The organism is Pseudomonas sp. GM79, from assembly GCF_000282495.1.
Lineage (GTDB): Bacteria > Pseudomonadota > Gammaproteobacteria > Pseudomonadales > Pseudomonadaceae > Aquipseudomonas.
Window position 1 is genome coordinate 99,970 of sequence record NZ_AKJE01000040.1, and the last position, 16,181, is coordinate 116,150.

The 16,181-nt window shown below is 55.2% G+C and carries 9 protein-coding genes and 2 pseudogenes; 3 read left to right on the top strand and 8 right to left on the bottom strand.

Translation table 11 applies throughout. The annotated features are described in order from the left end of the window. Window positions 1–33: 33 nt before the first annotated feature. Window positions 34–3,630, bottom strand: coding sequence for a hypothetical protein (locus PMI36_RS16910; protein WP_008071381.1), 3,597 nt, complete (start codon window positions 3,628–3,630; stop codon window positions 34–36). A 388-nt stretch (window positions 3,631–4,018) separates the two neighbouring features. Then, window positions 4,019–4,348 (bottom strand): annotated as a pseudogene (locus tag PMI36_RS0129525) (RidA family protein); the annotation flags it as partial. A 283-nt stretch (window positions 4,349–4,631) separates the two neighbouring features. On the opposite strand from PMI36_RS0129525, the gene PMI36_RS16905 reads away from it, so the two are divergent. Then, window positions 4,632–8,696, top strand: coding sequence for a KAP family P-loop NTPase fold protein (locus PMI36_RS16905; protein WP_008071382.1), 4,065 nt, complete (start codon window positions 4,632–4,634; stop codon window positions 8,694–8,696). Window positions 8,697–9,124: 428 nt separating this feature from the next. Here the strand turns inward: PMI36_RS16905 and PMI36_RS0129530 are convergent. Continuing rightward, window positions 9,125–9,454 (bottom strand): annotated as a pseudogene (locus PMI36_RS0129530) (hypothetical protein); the annotation flags it as partial. 323 nt (window positions 9,455–9,777) lie between these two features. After that, window positions 9,778–11,502 carry a MobH family relaxase gene (gene mobH, locus PMI36_RS16900; RefSeq protein WP_008071384.1) on the bottom strand — a complete coding sequence of 575 codons (1,725 nt, stop codon included), beginning with the start codon at window positions 11,500–11,502 and terminating at the stop codon, window positions 9,778–9,780. 224 nt (window positions 11,503–11,726) lie between these two features. On the opposite strand from mobH, the gene PMI36_RS0129535 reads away from it, so the two are divergent. After that, complete coding sequence (locus tag PMI36_RS0129535) at window positions 11,727–11,924, top strand: DUF7740 domain-containing protein (protein WP_032830353.1); 198 nt, start codon at window positions 11,727–11,729, stop codon at window positions 11,922–11,924. 132 nt (window positions 11,925–12,056) lie between these two features. Here the strand turns inward: PMI36_RS0129535 and PMI36_RS16895 are convergent, their stop codons facing one another. Beyond that, window positions 12,057–13,016, bottom strand: a complete 960-nt coding sequence (locus PMI36_RS16895) for an ArdC family protein (protein ID WP_008071399.1) — start codon at window positions 13,014–13,016, stop codon at window positions 12,057–12,059. Between the two features lie 131 nt (window positions 13,017–13,147). Next, complete coding sequence (locus PMI36_RS16890; protein WP_008071401.1) at window positions 13,148–13,477, bottom strand: hypothetical protein; 330 nt, start codon at window positions 13,475–13,477, stop codon at window positions 13,148–13,150. Window positions 13,478–13,932: 455 nt separating this feature from the next. Between PMI36_RS16890 and PMI36_RS16885 the strand changes: the two genes are divergently transcribed. Further along, the gene (locus tag PMI36_RS16885) at window positions 13,933–14,331 is read left to right on the top strand and encodes a DUF3742 family protein (RefSeq protein ID WP_008071408.1); all 399 of its coding nucleotides are present in this window, start codon (window positions 13,933–13,935) and stop codon (window positions 14,329–14,331) included. Here the strand turns inward: PMI36_RS16885 and PMI36_RS16880 are convergent. Both PMI36_RS16880 and PMI36_RS16875 read right to left on the bottom strand, forming a co-directional pair. Then, window positions 14,320–15,861 carry a conjugal transfer protein TraG N-terminal domain-containing protein gene (locus PMI36_RS16880; RefSeq protein WP_008071409.1) on the bottom strand — a complete coding sequence of 514 codons (1,542 nt, stop codon included), beginning with the start codon at window positions 15,859–15,861 and terminating at the stop codon, window positions 14,320–14,322. The two genes, PMI36_RS16885 and PMI36_RS16880, sit on opposite strands and share 12 nt — an antisense overlap. A 10-nt stretch (window positions 15,862–15,871) precedes the next feature. Continuing rightward, entirely contained in the window at window positions 15,872–16,180 is a 309-nt protein-coding gene (locus tag PMI36_RS16875; RefSeq protein ID WP_008071410.1) for a hypothetical protein, read from the bottom strand. Window position 16,181: the final 1 nt, after the last annotated feature.

Here is a 16,181-nt window from a genome sequence, read left to right on the forward strand (position 1 = left end):
CCGGCTCGTTGCAAAGAAGATGCGTGGTCATTTCTACTTCTCCCACCAGATTTTGCCGACTTGTTGATCAAGTACCGTGACGACCTCCTCGAAGGTCTTTTTAAAATCGGCGGCTAGTGTCAGGCGGGGTAGCGGATCACATTCGAGCCGGAAACGGATGCGCAGCAACAACTCTCCTTTGGGGATACGGACGGGCACGCCTTCAGCAAGAAACAACAACGCGCATTGGCAGCCGTCAGGTGAAGGTAGGATCTTGAGTGCAAAGCGACGGGCTGCTGTACCGCCGGTATAGGCTGTGACCGCGGTTACCTCGATACGCCGCCAGTCGCACGGCTCGGAAGTGCGTATTAGTAGCGCGACTGGTGCAGTGGCCTGGTCCATCAAGAGGCAGAGGTCGGAAGGAGTGGGGCGGGCAAACGGGCCCTCGGCCAAGGGATAGCAAGTGCCTGTGAAGACCCGGCACCATTCGAGCAGGCGCAGGAAAGATAGACCGGCCTGACTGCTTTCGACGCCCACTAAAGACGCGATCGATTTGGGTAGGGTCCAGCCTACGCCGATCTGCGCAGGGCGGACTGCATCGACGTCAAGCCCGGCGGGGTAGGGCGCTGTTGTAGCCGGCAGGCGTCGGCTGCCGAAAGGTCCAATTGCGCGTACGAGAGAGGACGCGGTTGAGAGATGCGCCGACGGAGAGCGGTAGCCTGATACGCGGTAGGTCCATTGGTCGACTACGTCATTTGCGTCAGCATCCTGAGACCGCTTAATCTTGATGTCGTGAATTCCTTTGAGTTGATCGGGGCGAATCTGCAAGGTCAACTCATCCTCAAAGACGCTCGGCTGCCCGGTTTCAACACGCCACTCGCCGCTGGTCTTACTTCCGGCAGGCGTTCCCTGTTTGCAACTATCCACATGTACCTTTTCAATGGACGCATCGTCGTCGGTGCGGACGAAAAGGTCGGGGTAGATCATATGCAGGTAGCCGACCGACGCGCGGACCTGGCGGAAATGATCAGGATAATGGCCGAAGCCGTGACCGGCGGGATTTGGATTCCATCCGCCCACGTCGAGTCCGAAGATCCGCTCATCGCCGAATGTGGCATAACGCAGATAGGGCCGAAGCGGCGGCGGAACGACATCGAACTCCCGCACTACAGCCCATGGACTCTGGTCACGCGCGTCGTGTCCGCGGAAGCTCGCCTTACTCACGCCGGCTACGCTGAGCCGATAATGCCCAGGCGCCAGCACTTGGGTAGCGGGAATGTGTGTAGCGATATTTTCGCTGGCGCAATAGCCAATCGCGGAGATCAGGTTTGGCCATTCGCTGTTAACGAGGAGTGGCAGCTGGGCTTCGGGGGCGGTGCGCTCGATTGTTATGGACCATTCGCCCTGATCGTTGCTCACCGGACGGAGCAACGTGGGGGCTTGGTCGGTGCCATTTCTGATGCCCACATAAGGTGCTCGGTCCAGGGGTGAAAGGAAGCGGAGTTCGCACTTTTCTACTGCGAGCAGAGCGCGGCCGCTGCCATCTGCAAGCGGGGTCGAGAATTCGACTGCAAACTGGCGCAGGTTCAGCGCGCGCTGGTAGCCGTCCGCCCATGGAACGGGTACAAGCCAGAAGGTTGCCGTAGCCGAGACCGTCACATCCTCGAAGCGGGCGATCGCCTGCCCTCCAGGCTGTGCTAGATAGGGCCTGGTCGGTCCCATGCCAAAGGTCTGAAGTCGGAAAGTCTCCTGCCGCCGGCTGGTGCTGGGTTGCGCATAATCAAAGCGCTGTAGCCAGCCGAGCGGATCATTGCAGGGAATTGCGAGCCGGCTGGAAGGAACCGTTGCCCCGTCGACGGCATTGAGTAGCCAGCTGGCGCGTACGTTGGTCTCTTCGGAGAAATCCCCTGATGGATTCTTGCGTTCGATCATCAGGGTCGTGAACCGGTGGTACACGTCGATCCCAGCGTCGACCACATGACTGTCGGCCGGATTGACCACTATATCGCTTTCGCCAGCGCGTCGCAGGAAGTCAAGCACGAACATCGTGTCCGGCCAGACCTTGGGCGCAGCTGGATCGAGCTGCCCAACATAGCCGCTCGGCGGATGCATTATCGCGAGCGGACCATCAATTGCGCTTTTTAGCGTGGGCACTGGTATCGCCGGTTCCATCTCCTCAAAATTCCAGATATCCACCAGAATATGGATGGTCGCGAACCAATAGCTGATCACGAAATCGACGCCCATTTTGAAGATGAACGGCTTTTTGAGATAGAGTTCGGTGATCAGCCAGGCGCCAAGGCCAAGCCTATGTCCAAGCGCCTCTAACCATAGGCTGCCGCCAATCGTCAACTTTGCTTCAAGAGTGATAGGGCTCCACCCTACGCCACCTTCAATATCGAACCACAGTTGGTAGCCGCCGTTGAAGCCGCTAACCCTCAATTCCGCTCGGATCGGACCTGTAGCTCGCACGGCGATGCCTTGACTCGGAACGATGCGGACGCCGCCGGCCAGCTTCAGGATGTCGAGCACCTTTACGCTGCAGCCGTACATATCGTACCCGCCAATAGCAACATAGGTCCGTTTTTGGTTGAGGAGTGATGCACTGATTTCAAGGCTACCCTGGAGTTTAAGTGCGTCCCCGATCCAAGGGATCTCAAACCGCTGTGTAGCTCGCCCGAAAATGGATTGCGACCGAAGATCAATGACACCGACAGTTTCGCCGGCGTCGAAGTTATCGAGAACCCACGTTTCGCCGCGAAAAATGATGGTTGGCCCATAACTCACATTTGCGAGCCCGTACTGCTTCATCTGTACGAGTTTGCCTCCACTCGCCATGTCCACAAGGAGAGCGGATATGCCGTAGACACGGATGTCCTCCGGCACGGCGAGCCATGTGTGGAGATCTTTGGGATTCTCAGCCCAATCGGCGTAACTTCCTGCGTCGGCCTTCGCCAGGTGCTCCATCGCATTGCCCGCCACGGCGCCGTCGAGTGCCGGGGCAAAATGCTCTCCATAGAGAAGGCCAATCCCTTTCAGTCCTACTCCTGTCGCTCCAAGCGGGATCGCGACTGGCGATTCACCTTGGACGTCGATCAGAAGCCCGCCCTGGTTTGTCTTTCCGAGAAGACCGAACAGGCTAAATTTAGGTGCGTCCCACTTGATGCTAACCAATACGATTCGGGATTGGTTGGCGACGTTGTCATCCTGCGCGTAGCCCAACCGGATCGTCTGATTCTTCGTCTTGCTGAGCTCAATATCTAGCGAAAAGCCATCGACTTTCAGCACCTGAATCGGAGGCTTAGTGTCCGTTGTGAGATTGACCCATCGGGCCACGACCAGGTCGACGCTTGCTTCACCAATCTTAAGCCCGGGCATATGCGGAACGGGATAATCGGTTAGGCGCAATTGTAGAGTTGCAGTATCCGCTGTGTTGTCGACGTGAACGACTTTCATACCAAAGAACTCGTGGCCCGGCTGAGCCGTCTTAAGTTCATCGGTCCAACTTTGCTCCCAGTTCTTGAGGATATTCCCGTCGCCGCTTTTCTTAAAATCATCGAGCCTGATGATGAGTACGATGCGGGAAGCTTCCTCCAGAATACCTGGGAAGTCTCCCGGGATTTCCGGTATATCCATGTCACCGGTGGTCATAGCAGCCCCCGCTTCTGATGAGTGCTAATGAGTAGCCCGCTTAATTCTGCCTATGTAGGAATCTATCCTATGATTTAAAAAGGCTTAGAGCGTTTCGCGATCAAGTGTATTAGCGGTGGGGTTGAACTTGGATTTCAAACCCGAATGCAACAGGTCAGTTCTTGGCGCAATCGCCAAATTGCCCGCGAGAGCCCATCAGCCTCTGATTATGGTGGCGGGCTCAACCATCTAGGGGGGGCGCCAATCGCCTGCCGTTCTGCGCTGGAAAGCCCGCAGCGAGCTACTCACGCAAGACATATGCCCGGTACTTAAACGTTGGTACGGGAGAGCGCGCGCCCGTGCAGGGTGCCTTGGGGTTATGCAGTGACCGACATGCGTCAGCCCTGACAGCTATCACGGACATTTCCACCAGCAGACTGGGTTTGAACATCGCAGCTTCGACACAGGCCCGAGCTGGTCCTTGTCCTCCTGTCACCCAGGCTTCCCACACCTCGTTGAGGCCGGCGAAGTCGGCGTCGATGTCTTTGAGGTAAATGGTCACTGGCAGAATCCTGGATTTGTCGATGCCTGCCTCGGCCAGCAGTACATCAATTCTTGCCAGGGTTCCGGCAGTTTTCACCCAAATGTCGCCATCATGATTGTTGGCCAGCTGGCCGGCCAGGTGCGCGATCCCGTTGTATGCAATGGGGGGGGCGAGCCTGCACAATACTACTACCACGCAAGGTGTGAATCGCCCCTAATTTCGTAGACGCTGAACGACCGCATTTGGCCGATCTCTGCCTGTTGCGATGGGCTGCAATCGCCCCAAACTGTTTGAAAACACCTGCGATTTTGATGCTCTAGACCAGCACTTCATTTGGCGCATGCTTTGCGGCATATTGCGAGACGCTCATCGAAGACCTGCCACGGCGGTGTGGGTGTGGGGGTGGATTGCTATTGCAGCCCTACTGAAGTAACGACAGTATGTGTAGCCAAATGCCAGCAGCCAAAGGATTGATTTGATGCCCACCGACAATAGGATCATGCCCGCCATTTTGGATCGTGAAATTTCTGGTGCGGATCAAGATGCCTTTGGCCATAGGCATTTCGCTCAGGGCCTGCAAAGCCTTATCGAGTCAGAGCAATTAGCCCCGCCGTTTAGCATTGGCCTCCTTGGTGGTTGGGGTACGGGCAAAAGCAGTATTAAGGAACTGTACACAAACCATCTGAAAAACGATGCTTCCAAACAAGGTGGGAAGCATAGAAAGGATCGGTTCCACTGCATCACTTTCAACGCTTGGCGGTTCGGCGGGCACGACCAAGACATTAAGCGTGCCTTGTTGCGTCATGTGTACCTGGAGTTGGGTGGCAAGGAAGATCACCTACACGATAAGCTTTTTCGGCAGATCAGCGAGACAACCCAGAAACCGAAGGGATGGTTAAAAATTACTCTGGAGACGCTCAAGGCATGGGCGTTGCCGGTACCTGCTTTGATCGCAGCAATGTCCCTCTTGTTTGGGATTTGCTACCTCACCTTATTCGTATTCAATGTTCAAAGTGAGTTTCTAAAAAGCGTTGTCTTTCTGTGTGTGACCGCAGCTTACACCTACCTTTTAAAGCACATCAAACCACCTGCCGTTGCATCGTCAACTCCGATCACGCGAGTGGAGCTTCCTAACACTACGTCCGAACAATACGAAGACCTCCTCCTCGATCAAATCCGAAACTACAAGTCTGGTGACTGTAGATCTTTGGAGGGTCGCTCAGGAAAATCCTGTGAAAGGTTAGTTGTTTTTGTTGACGATTTGGATCGCCTTTCAGCCGAGGAAATGGTCCTTGGTTTGGATGCTGTACGCACCTTCATGGAGATTCCTGCAAATCGGCTTCCGAAGGGTATTGGCTTAGTGTTTGTTATTTCCTGTGACGAAGCCAAAGTAGCTGATGCTCTTGCTCGGGGGCGAAGAAATAGTGACCTTCCTGGCTCGGTAGTGACTCACAACGACGCACGTAGATATCTGGATAGGATCTTCCAATTCCGCTTGGAGATTCCACCGCCCCCCCGTCATGACATGCGCGAATTCGCGCGTTTTCACTTGGCTAAGTTGACTAGCGTCACGGCAGATCTTGAGGCCCGTGGTTTCCAGCTTGCACCGATTATTGATCGTATGATTCATGTCAGCGTCCAGGATCCGAGAAACGCCCTTCAGATCGTGAATGCTTTCGCTCAAGCTTGGTGGATTGCTCGGAAGAGGGAAGCCGAAGGTCTAGGCACTAACAAGCCGGGAGGACTCCACGAAGGGGCTGTCACGTCGCATCCCATTTCACTTGGGGCACTATGTGCGATGAAAGTAAGTTTTCCTGATTTTTATCGCGACCTCCAGGAAGACCCAGCATTTCTGCAGCGTTTCACTGATGTTGTCATCCGCGGGCTAAAGCTGGACGACCAGCCTCTGCAAACACAGGATCGCTTAAAGGAGCGCTATTACAAGCTCACTGATGGAGAGTTCACTCTTAAGGCAGAGCACCGGCCACTTCGGCAATTTATCGCAAGCCTCGTTGGTTTAAGGTGGCCGCCCTCACTACAAAGCCTGCTTCTACTTTCCGAGGATCACATCACTCGACGTTTGGGGCCGAAGATCGCCCCAATCTACGGTGACTTTATTTCTGGTAACACGCAGGGGGTTTTGGAGGGACTCGCCAGGCACAGCGATAATGCTCCTCTCCACGAAGACGAAGCCCGAGCGCTTTATCAGATGCTTGAAGACCTGCGACAGGAATTGCCTGAGCTCAGAGCGCGCGCTTCACGGGTAGTTGCAGACCTCGTGGAGCGCCTACCCGAGCCACCGGCCTACCAGCTCATCAGTATGCTTTGTCGTGAAATGGCAGACTCTCTGGATCTGCGCTCACAACTTGGGCTAGAAAAGATCGGCAAGATTCTGCAATCTGCCGTTTCCGACGACCAACGAGTTATTGCTTCCCGCCTTGTAGGCGATGTACTCGGCGGTACCGACGCCGTGAAGCTTCTGCGCGAGACCATGGAGCCCCCTAGTCTTGATGAAGCAATAGCTATGGTTCACATGGCAGTCCCGATGATTCTGACAGTGCGTGTAAGCATTGGACTGGAGCGTCGGGCTGACGAACAACTGCTTGGCTGGTTGCTCGATCGGAATATTTCGATCGGCACTAAACACGCGCAGCTGTCCTTCAACGAGCTGGAACAATGGCTGGAAAGCTATGGTGAGAAGTTAGTTGCAGACTTAGGTCTCGACTACATAAATGCGCTCGCAGACGAGCTTGAGAGAAGTCAGAATCCTCAATTTGATATGGCCTCCAGTATCTCTCGGGCCCGAGGTATTTTTGACCAGATGATGGCGCAAGGCGCCGAGTCACGAACGCGGCTATGGGCTCCGCTGGCACGATATGTATCTCTCTCTGAGGAGGTTGCCGTGCGTATGGCTTGGGAGGTCACTCTAAGCAACCACCGGTACGCTGATGATGAAGATGTTTGTCAATTCGTCAGCGATTTCGTCGCGCGGCTGTTGAGAGACTTCAACGACGAAGAGTCAACAATCGAACATGAAGTGGCAGCATCAATCTTGCTAGCGTTTGTCCGCGAACGGGTAGATGCCCTTGACGATGAGACGGTCAAAGCAACCGCTGATTTGGCTGATCAATGGGGTAAAAGCGACGTCCTTCCTGAGCAGGCATGTGCGTTGCTTTCAGAACTACGAAAAAGTAATGAAGCGGACTTCATGCGAGTGCTTGGCGGGTGGGCCCCCCAACTCTTCGTTAGCCTTCCCATCGAATGCGTGAAACTGATCGCGACTCAGTTTGAAACTCTGCCTGCACCGACTCAATCCGCGATAGGTAGTTCTCTTTCAACCTTTCTCACCAGTGTTGCCGTGACTGATCCGGCACTGGAAAGGTACAAAATATTCTCTCTTGCTACCCCTCAAGCGGCGTGGAAAGTCGGTCCGTTGCATGGCTATGTAAACAGTCTCCTTCCGCACTTGGTATCTCAGATCAGCGCCGAGGCATACATTAGATCGATCTTGGAGCCGAGCACGCCCCTCATACAACATGCATCGCCGAGCATCCTAGGACCCAACCTGCAGCAACTTTTTGTTCAGGGTAAAAGCTATCCGAGTCTTTTTTCGTGGCTACACAGCTGTCTTGCGGAGCGTTGGCCTTCGAAGTCAGACAGCCTCCCAAGCTACGACCCACAGGCCATTTTCGATGAAGCTGGCACGTTTGCAGTGACTAACTCCGCCGAGACGAAGCAGGGGGTTTTGCATTCCATGCGCCATATGGTTGAGAGAGGCCTTGTTGGAAGCGAGGGGCGCGCAAAACTCATTGCCGCTGCTTGTTCGGCCTGGTCAGCCAATCCGAATTCCGCATTGGACACCTTCGAGAGGGGCTATTGCGAGCTTACCCCTGATCAAGCTGCCAACCTTGCTTCACACATCTCATGGGATAAACCCGAGCACCTCGACGCACTCCAAAAGGCTTGGACGGCCATTGCCGCCGATAAGAAAGGCCCCGCACCTAGTGAGGTAATGGTGCGAATTCTTCAGCGAGGTCTACTTGGGAATACAGAACAGCCTGACTTGGCGACCCGTATGTGGATTCAATCCCAACAGGACACAGGGCACGAGCTTATGGCGAATCTACTAGCAAGCAAGACTCTGGAGGATAGCCATAGACGGAGGTTATGGGCTTGTTCGATTGAGCAGGTCAAAGAGCTCGGCGCTCCGTTCTTCCTAGAGTTAATCCCCAAAGTAAGCGCACTCACCAACGCTGATGAGACGATCAAGGCAGTGTTTGACGACTTCAGCATCGTCATGACCGTACTGGACTCTAATGATCTACAGGCTGAAATGGCAACGCGCTTGATGAACCAATTCGCAGGTGCCTCTACCAATTCAACGAAAGGGCGTATCGCCGAAATAAGCAACCAGCTAGTCGGCCAAGCTGCTTTAAAGAACTTCCAGCCAGAGTCGCTTCACAAGGATGAGTACGAGATGTTGGCGGTGCATTTTGGCGCTCGCCCCATGAAAAAATTCGAGAAGCTACTGGTCAATGAGTGATGTGTAACCATGGCTCGGCTTGAGCCACAAGGCGAAAGCACGGCGGGGCCCGAAATCAACCTTGAGCAGTCCCTGTGAGAGCCTGTCCCAACTCACCGTTTGGCTGTTGGATAAAGGTCTTGAACTTGAGTTTGACGTTGAACCGGGAGATTACATCCAGAGTAAGCGCCGCCGCGCTTACCAATGCCTCAAACGTGACCGTCCGGTTTTGGCCGATTTCTGCCTGTCGCCACCCTCAGATGTGGCTTGGGCTAGCGACCAGTTAAACATTGAGAGTTGGATGGAGTGATGGTGTTAAATCCAGTCCGGGATACGGCTACCGCCCCCTAATGTTTGAGGCTTCAATCGACACGAACCTGTTGGGTGACCCGCGGTAACCGAATGCGGTTTAATGCCAGGCGGGGGAGCCAAGTGAGAGTACCCACTTGCATCGACTTGACCGATACCACTTCCACAAACCTGAATTTTTTTCTGGCCGTCTTAGTAGCTTCTTGTTCTGCAACTAGGGAGCTCAGCGTATCGACCTCATGTACCATCTCGTGCATCTCGCCTTCAAATTCATTTCCCACACGGAGCGTGACTCTCAACCTAGGTGTGAAGCCTTTTGAGACTGTCTTTTTCTTCGCTGCCTTCACCGGTTGCACGATCACAACATCCGGGACTGTGTCCTGCACATCTGAGTGAATTGCCGGCGCAGAGGGCTCAGAATCACCGAATAGCGCCCGGCGCATCTCATCTTCCATCAACTCTGTGTTCATACCATTTCTCAGAAGGGTGTTGTCTATAAGGGCTTTCTTTGGGCCGGTTCGAACTGCCAGCCTTCCGACTTGGCGATGTAAAAACCTGTACCAATAGATAGGTTTTTACGCGAAAAGCCGTGTTGGCTTGGGTGCTAACTCCTTGTTTTCATTGACCCTAGCTGCCTAGAGGACACCCCCTGACATGGCGGTGTAATTCTGTTCGTACTGTAACGTCAAGACTTTGTGATTGCACTCCTTGCGATCTAGGTGTGAGTTCTTCGCGCGACGGCGGCTTTGTCACTCGTACTTCACCTTCCGCGTCTCCAGCAACACGACGAGTTTCAATCTTTTTCGATTGTGAGAAAAGGATTGTCGGGTGGTGTCAATTCAAAAAAAAGCTTGGGCTCTTCAATGAGATACCCCTTCAGGATGGTTTTCTTCCTAGGGCCCTGGACATGGCATGCCCAGATATTTAGGCCGTTGTCTCGCTTCCTGTGGACCTTCAGTTTTTCAAATTGCTTCTGCACCCAACGCCATTCTTCAACTTCTTGATCGGTCCCCTGAGAGAGACCAGGAAACTCCTGCGCGTAGCGTTGGAAGAGACCAGGCGTGACCAGAAATACGCTGCCACTCACCGTGTGGATTTTGGCCTTGCTGTCATTGATGATCAGCTTGTGACTCAGGATGCCTTCCTTGACCCAATTCAGGAATGCCTGACCTAGGTCTTCCGACGAGGGACTCGGGATTTCGAGAGTGTTTGGTGATGATCCGTCACTGACCTCAGACTCTTCCAAATCGAATATATCCAACAGCGTGCCGAGATAGTCGTCGTCTTCTTTCGTCATGGGATCTGTCGGCGAAGAGCTGTGACGCGATCCTGTACTGACAGTCTTAGGTGCTGGTGGTGATGCCGAAACGTCATTCGAGTGACCATCGGCTGCAACGTTCACCGTTCCGCTGAAAGCGTCAGGCCGATCTTCGTTCCCCCAAATCAACGCCGGTTGAAGGCGCAGAAAGGTAAAGCTCTGCTGCCAGTCTCCTTGTGTCACTTGCGCAGTCCAGATGGCTTTGCCTTCTGGGGTCGACTCGACCAGTCCGTGCGATTGCAGCTCGTCGAACACAGTGATATTAGATGAGGGAATGCCCTCAATCGATTGCGACAGCAGATAGGCTCGCAGTTTGTCGGTGACGGTCTTGCTGACCAGCCAGAGTGCGTCCCGGGTCAACCATCCCGCGGCACCCGGCTGGTTGAGTTTCAGCTCGTGTTGAACCAGATAACGCAGTCCGCTGATCAAGTGATGTTGCAGCGAATGAATCGGCGCTTGCAGGGCCTTGTTCGGGTTGCCACCGATATTCTGCGCAGTGGAAACACGGTCGGCCTGCATCACCAACTCGCCCAGCACGCCGGCACGTTCGTACTGCCCCGCCAGGACATACAGCAAGCTGGCCCACAACGACGGAAATCCACTGAGCCAATCGAGGATCGGACGGTCGAGAATTTGGGTGTAGAGCAAGCCTGCGGCAGCGCCGTGCAGGTGGTAGTCGCGACCTTTGAGGTAGCGAAAACGGTAGGGCTGATCCAGGGGACCCTGCCAGGGGTGCCAACGGCTGCCATCCTGACGCTCGACCTGCAGGTCCACGGCGATCTTGCCGATGTCATGCAGCAGGGCACCATAAGCAATACCCGCTGACCAGGCATCAGTCTGGGCGGCTTGGTCTTCGGGCGCGGCCCCGGTGGGCAGCAGATACGACTGACGCAGTTTCAAACTGCAAGCGACCAGTTCCAGTCCATGGTCGAGCATGCCGCCGAGATACGCATGGTGGTGCGACTCGCTGGCCGGGAGTTGCTGGACCTGATCGGCGTAGCGATGGATCGGATTTAAATAGAGTTGGGTGAATTGGACGTGGGAGAGGGCGGTGTACTGCCAGATGCGATCGAGTAACTGGCGACGGTGCTCCGCTGCTAACAAGCTGTGGGCCGACTCGATGGGCAGATAACCTTCGGCGACGCTCACGGCCGGTGGCGGAGGGAGCTTCTGCCTTTTGTAGCGAAACAGACTGAGCATCGTGACCTCCGGGAAGTGACTGGGTCAGTGGCCTTTTAGCCTTTTCGGATAGGGCTCTTACCCTTGAATCCCCATTCCCTTCCAACCCTTACCCGTCCTTTTGGCTCGTGTCCCTTTGTGCCGCAATCGGAATATGGATACTGCTCGACATCGTTTTGTTGGAGGGCTGGTACGGAAAAGACAAGAGTCGGTACACTGCGGTGCGAATTTTCTCGGGGCTTGCCATGAATCTGACTGACGCCACGCTGGTGCTGCTCCTTGCGGCACGTATCCATGGGACAGACGAAGCCGTCAGGGCCTCGGCGAAGAGCGTGGTCAAGAAGTTGCCGCGCAGTAAGCGCGATCTGATCTACAAGGTGATCGACAGCCGGAGACCACTCGAGCTGGTGGATTTTCTGGCGCAGAACCTGGATGCGGAATGACAGGCTGCTGGTGTGCGCGCCTCTCTTGTTCTTTGCGTCAGAGTCCCGCGGCATGGAGCTCTTCTTCTGAGCATAAAAAAGGGCCCAACTCGTGTCAGGCCCTTTGAAGCGTTTGCAACGGTGAGGTATCGATTAAGCTCCATCGTTCATGCAAGGCGAGTCATCCATGACCGCTTGCTTTAGTTGCTGCTCCAGGTTGAGTACATACTCCGAGGCGCTTCGGGCCTGGCCACTGGCGCGGAAGATCGCGCGTTTGTCAGCCTTGAGCAGGCCGAGCCAGGAGTCAATGTAGCCCTCGTGCCTAAGTTCTCCCTGTATACCGGTGTAGGCACATAAAAACGCAGCGCCCATTTCGGCGATCAACTCCTCAAACGCGTAGCCTGGCGAGCCGAACGGACAGGATGACGTCACGCCTTCGCGCTGCAACCGAGCGTGATGCCCGGTCCAGTGCGTCAGCTCGTGAAGTGCGGTGGCGTAGTACCCGCCTTCATCGTGGAATTGCGCTTTTGTCGGCAGTTGGATGAGATCCCTGATCGGGTGGTAAAAGGCTTCGTCGACAGGCCGATGAACGATGCGTGCACCTGAACTTAACAGCAGATTTTCCGCAACGCTGTTGGCCTGGAAGGGATCGGTCGGTTCCGTTTCGAGCAGGGTTTCATTGAGCGCTTCGAGCCCCTCCGTTTGCTCGATGTTGAACAGAAAATGCGTCCTGAGTATGCCGAAGTGAGCGACCTTGGGCTGACCATTTTCATCGAGTACGGGTTGGCCTGACTCGGTCTGTTCCTCGCGCTCCATCGGCTTGTAGAGCACAGCCAGAGTGCTGTGCTCACCCTTACGGATGTGCCCACCGGCCTTTTTAGCTTGGTTGAAGGTCAGCCAACGATCTTGAGTGAACCCCTGCAACCTGGCCTCGGTCCAGAGCAGCGGTAAATTGATGCCCGAATACGGACGTCGCGTGATGGCATTGATGGGGTAGGGTTGATGGCCGATGTAAGCGGAGCCACTTGAGGACCAGGGTTTGATCCAGGGAGCAACGTCTTGGTCTAACGCGGTAACGATCTTGTCAGTTACGTCTTGGTAGATATCGCGCATGGCAATTTCCTCGAGAGAAAAATGGAGGAACGCCTTGCCCGTCGGGAGGGGGTTCCCCGGTGGGTGATGGGCTGGATTGATGCAGGTCTTGCATGCCGTCCGAATGTGGAGGTGGGCGCCGCCAATTGCGCTTAGCGCTGGTGTTCTCCTGCAAGCGCTATCAGTAAGGCGCCAGGCTGACCCGGTTCTTGGAGTAGGCTGAGACTCAATTGCAGCAACGGGTCGTGGTCGAAGTGATCGGTTGGTTCAATGTGGAATACCTCGAACAGCACATAGGGCTTTTGTGGATAGGCCAGGTGGGCTTCGAAGGCTGCGCGCAATACGTGGCTCAACCGATCGATCTGCAGCTTCCCAGCGTGATCGGAACGCTCGAGCTGTACTGCGCGTTGCCACGCGTCAGGTGTGAACACGATGGGCAACCGAAGGGTGTTCAGTGTTTCCGGTGTAAGTGAGTCGGGCATGGTATGTCTCCGTTGAAAACGCGAAGAAACCTGTCCCGTGCGGGGAAAGATTTCCCCGCAGTGGGTTGAAGAAAATCAAGAGGGTTTTCTCACGAGCAGAGCTCGAAAGGCGCTCAGGAGAGCAGTAGGCGTTCATCACCGTAGAAACGGTCACCGTGCGAGCTACCGAACGCTAATCGCACTTGGGGAGAACCATCACCGAAGTGAACGTAGCCTTGAAGGCTCTGGCTACCTGGGAAGGTGCTGTCGATAACAGCGATCCATACCTTGTATTTAGCCGGACGATTTATATGGGTCAATCACTGTAAAGAAGCTGTTTCACGGGACTTGTCTTCTGTCTTCCAGTGAAGATTTTTTGGCCGGGAAAACTGATAAACGGTCAAGCACGGACAGTTTTCAGTAGTAGGCTCTTACTCCTGTCTCAATCATGAAAACGCTCAGAAGAGGGCGAGAACATGCAGACGCAGAACCCCGTTCAAGTTTCCCGTGCCCACCGCTGGGCCTACGCATGTGGCATGTCGGTAAAGCGTGGTTACCGTAAGTTGAAAACGTTTGAGTACCGCGTGGTTGAGCGTGCGGTGACGGCAGGTATGCCCGCAGGTAAATTACTTGTTCGCGGGAGTTTTTTGATTGCCAAACTGGCATTGATCGGAGGATTGCTCTTTGTTAGTGCTTGGATGGTTACTTTCATTGTGATGATGCTGGCTGTCACTACTTTGCTATGGCTCAGGGTTTTTATTGGTGCCGATCAACAAGAGAAAAATCCAGGGCCAGACTACCTAGGTGCTGACCTCTACATCGGTGACTTCGACGACAACGGGCATTATATAGGCGACAGCAAGTCATCTAATTGAGCGCTTAGCAGCACCCAATATTTGATCCGTACCTTTGCTCGCCGAGTCACTTGCAGCTTTGCTACCGTTCGCCAACATACCTTGAATCCCGTTGCCGACTGAATATCCTGCCCAGCTCATGGCTCCTAGAAATAGCATCGGCAGCACGATGAACATCGCACCCATCACATACTCAATTACCTGCGCCGTAACTGTCCCCTCCATGAAGCCGGATGTGGGCAGCGATAACAGCACTTGATTGGAAGCCGAAACTTGGTTGTACAAGGTGTCGAGCATGCTGGAGTCGACCCAGCGTGCTAACTCCCACCAGAAGCTCAACATGTGCAGCGTGAACAGCGCGAACGTCACCGTCATGACGGTCTTCAGCTGGTAGGTACTGACCAGCAGTATCAACGGCAAGCTGATGATGACACCCATGATGAGGAAAGCCTGCACCATCGGCAGGGCGGCGCGTAGCGCATTCATCGTCGGGAAGTTGCTGAAGGAGCCGAGGGCCAAGCCGGTATTGGTGGCCAGGTTATTAAGCCCCTGATTGATCGAACCGCCACGAGCGCTGGAACCATACTCCTGGTACACCTGTCCGGGCGACATGGACATCGATTGCTGGCGCGGACTGACCAACTCACGGAGGGTGGCATCCTCGATCTCGTTGCTCGAGCGGCCAGTCAGCCAACCTTTCAGCTGAGTCAGCAGAGAGGGATCAACCTGCTGGATCAACCGCTCGCGCAAGCCAACACCGCTGTCGCTCCACCACTGCTTGCAAGTGGGGTAGCCCGCGCCATTCTCCAGCCGCGGCAAGGAAACATCGCGGCTTTCGTCATACGGCCAACTGATTCGCGGTGTGCGTGAACGATCCGTATCGTAGTAGCCGGGAGTGTCGAGAAAATAGCTTGAGCCGATCCAGGACGCGTCGTGACTTTGTGCCTTGTCCAACTGCGGGCGGTTGGTGAACAGCCGAGAACGCGAATAGCCATAGCAGTCGCGGGTGAAGTCGGCGACTTCCTGCAGCAGTACCTGGTTGTCGATGCGCGAACTGTCGATCTCCATGCGCATCTGCCGGATATCCGGTGCACAGGGGATGGCAGCGGTGGCCGCCGCGGTCACCCCTTTACTCAAGGCATGCACCAGAAACCACCAGATCGGTACGTTGGCGGAACGTTCGCCGATGGTATTGAAAGTGGCACTCCAGGCGGTTTCCGCCGGCTTGGCCACACTGACACCGCAGCGCTGGCTCGCCGCATCGTCGAATGCCATTGAGGCGAGGCTCAGCGGAAAGACAGGTGCGCAGCCGAACAACACAACGATGTAGGCCAGCCACAGCCGGTTTTCAATCCTAGATATCGAGAGCAGGCCCTTGTTGCCTTCATCCGCGCCTTGCTGACGGGCCGATAACCATTCTTGCAAAATGATTGCGCCAAAGGGCGCGGCGAACAGTCCGGTGTCGGACAGGACGCTCCAGAGGCCGTTGTTGATGATCCAGGCCAGCAGGGAGAGGTAAAACTCCAGGTAGCTGTTGGTGCTCAGGAGCATGGTGGTGACCTCACAGTCGGGTGAACTCGACGACGGTCAAGAGCACGAGCCCTAATGCTCCGATGCGTTTCACGCGTAGTCGATCCTGTGGTCGATGTCGGTAGCGCCGAAGCAGATCCCACCAGAGCGCAAAGAGGGCGCCATAGAGCAGGGCACGCCACCACCGCAGATAGGGCCGTGCGGATTCGAATGCCTGCTGCCAGACCTCGAAACTACCCAGCACAGTTCGGCCGATCCAGGCGACCAGTGCGGCGGTCAGGATCGTCACCGCGGCAATCCCCAGACCTGAAAGCAGAGTGAATAGCGGTGAGCGTTTCATG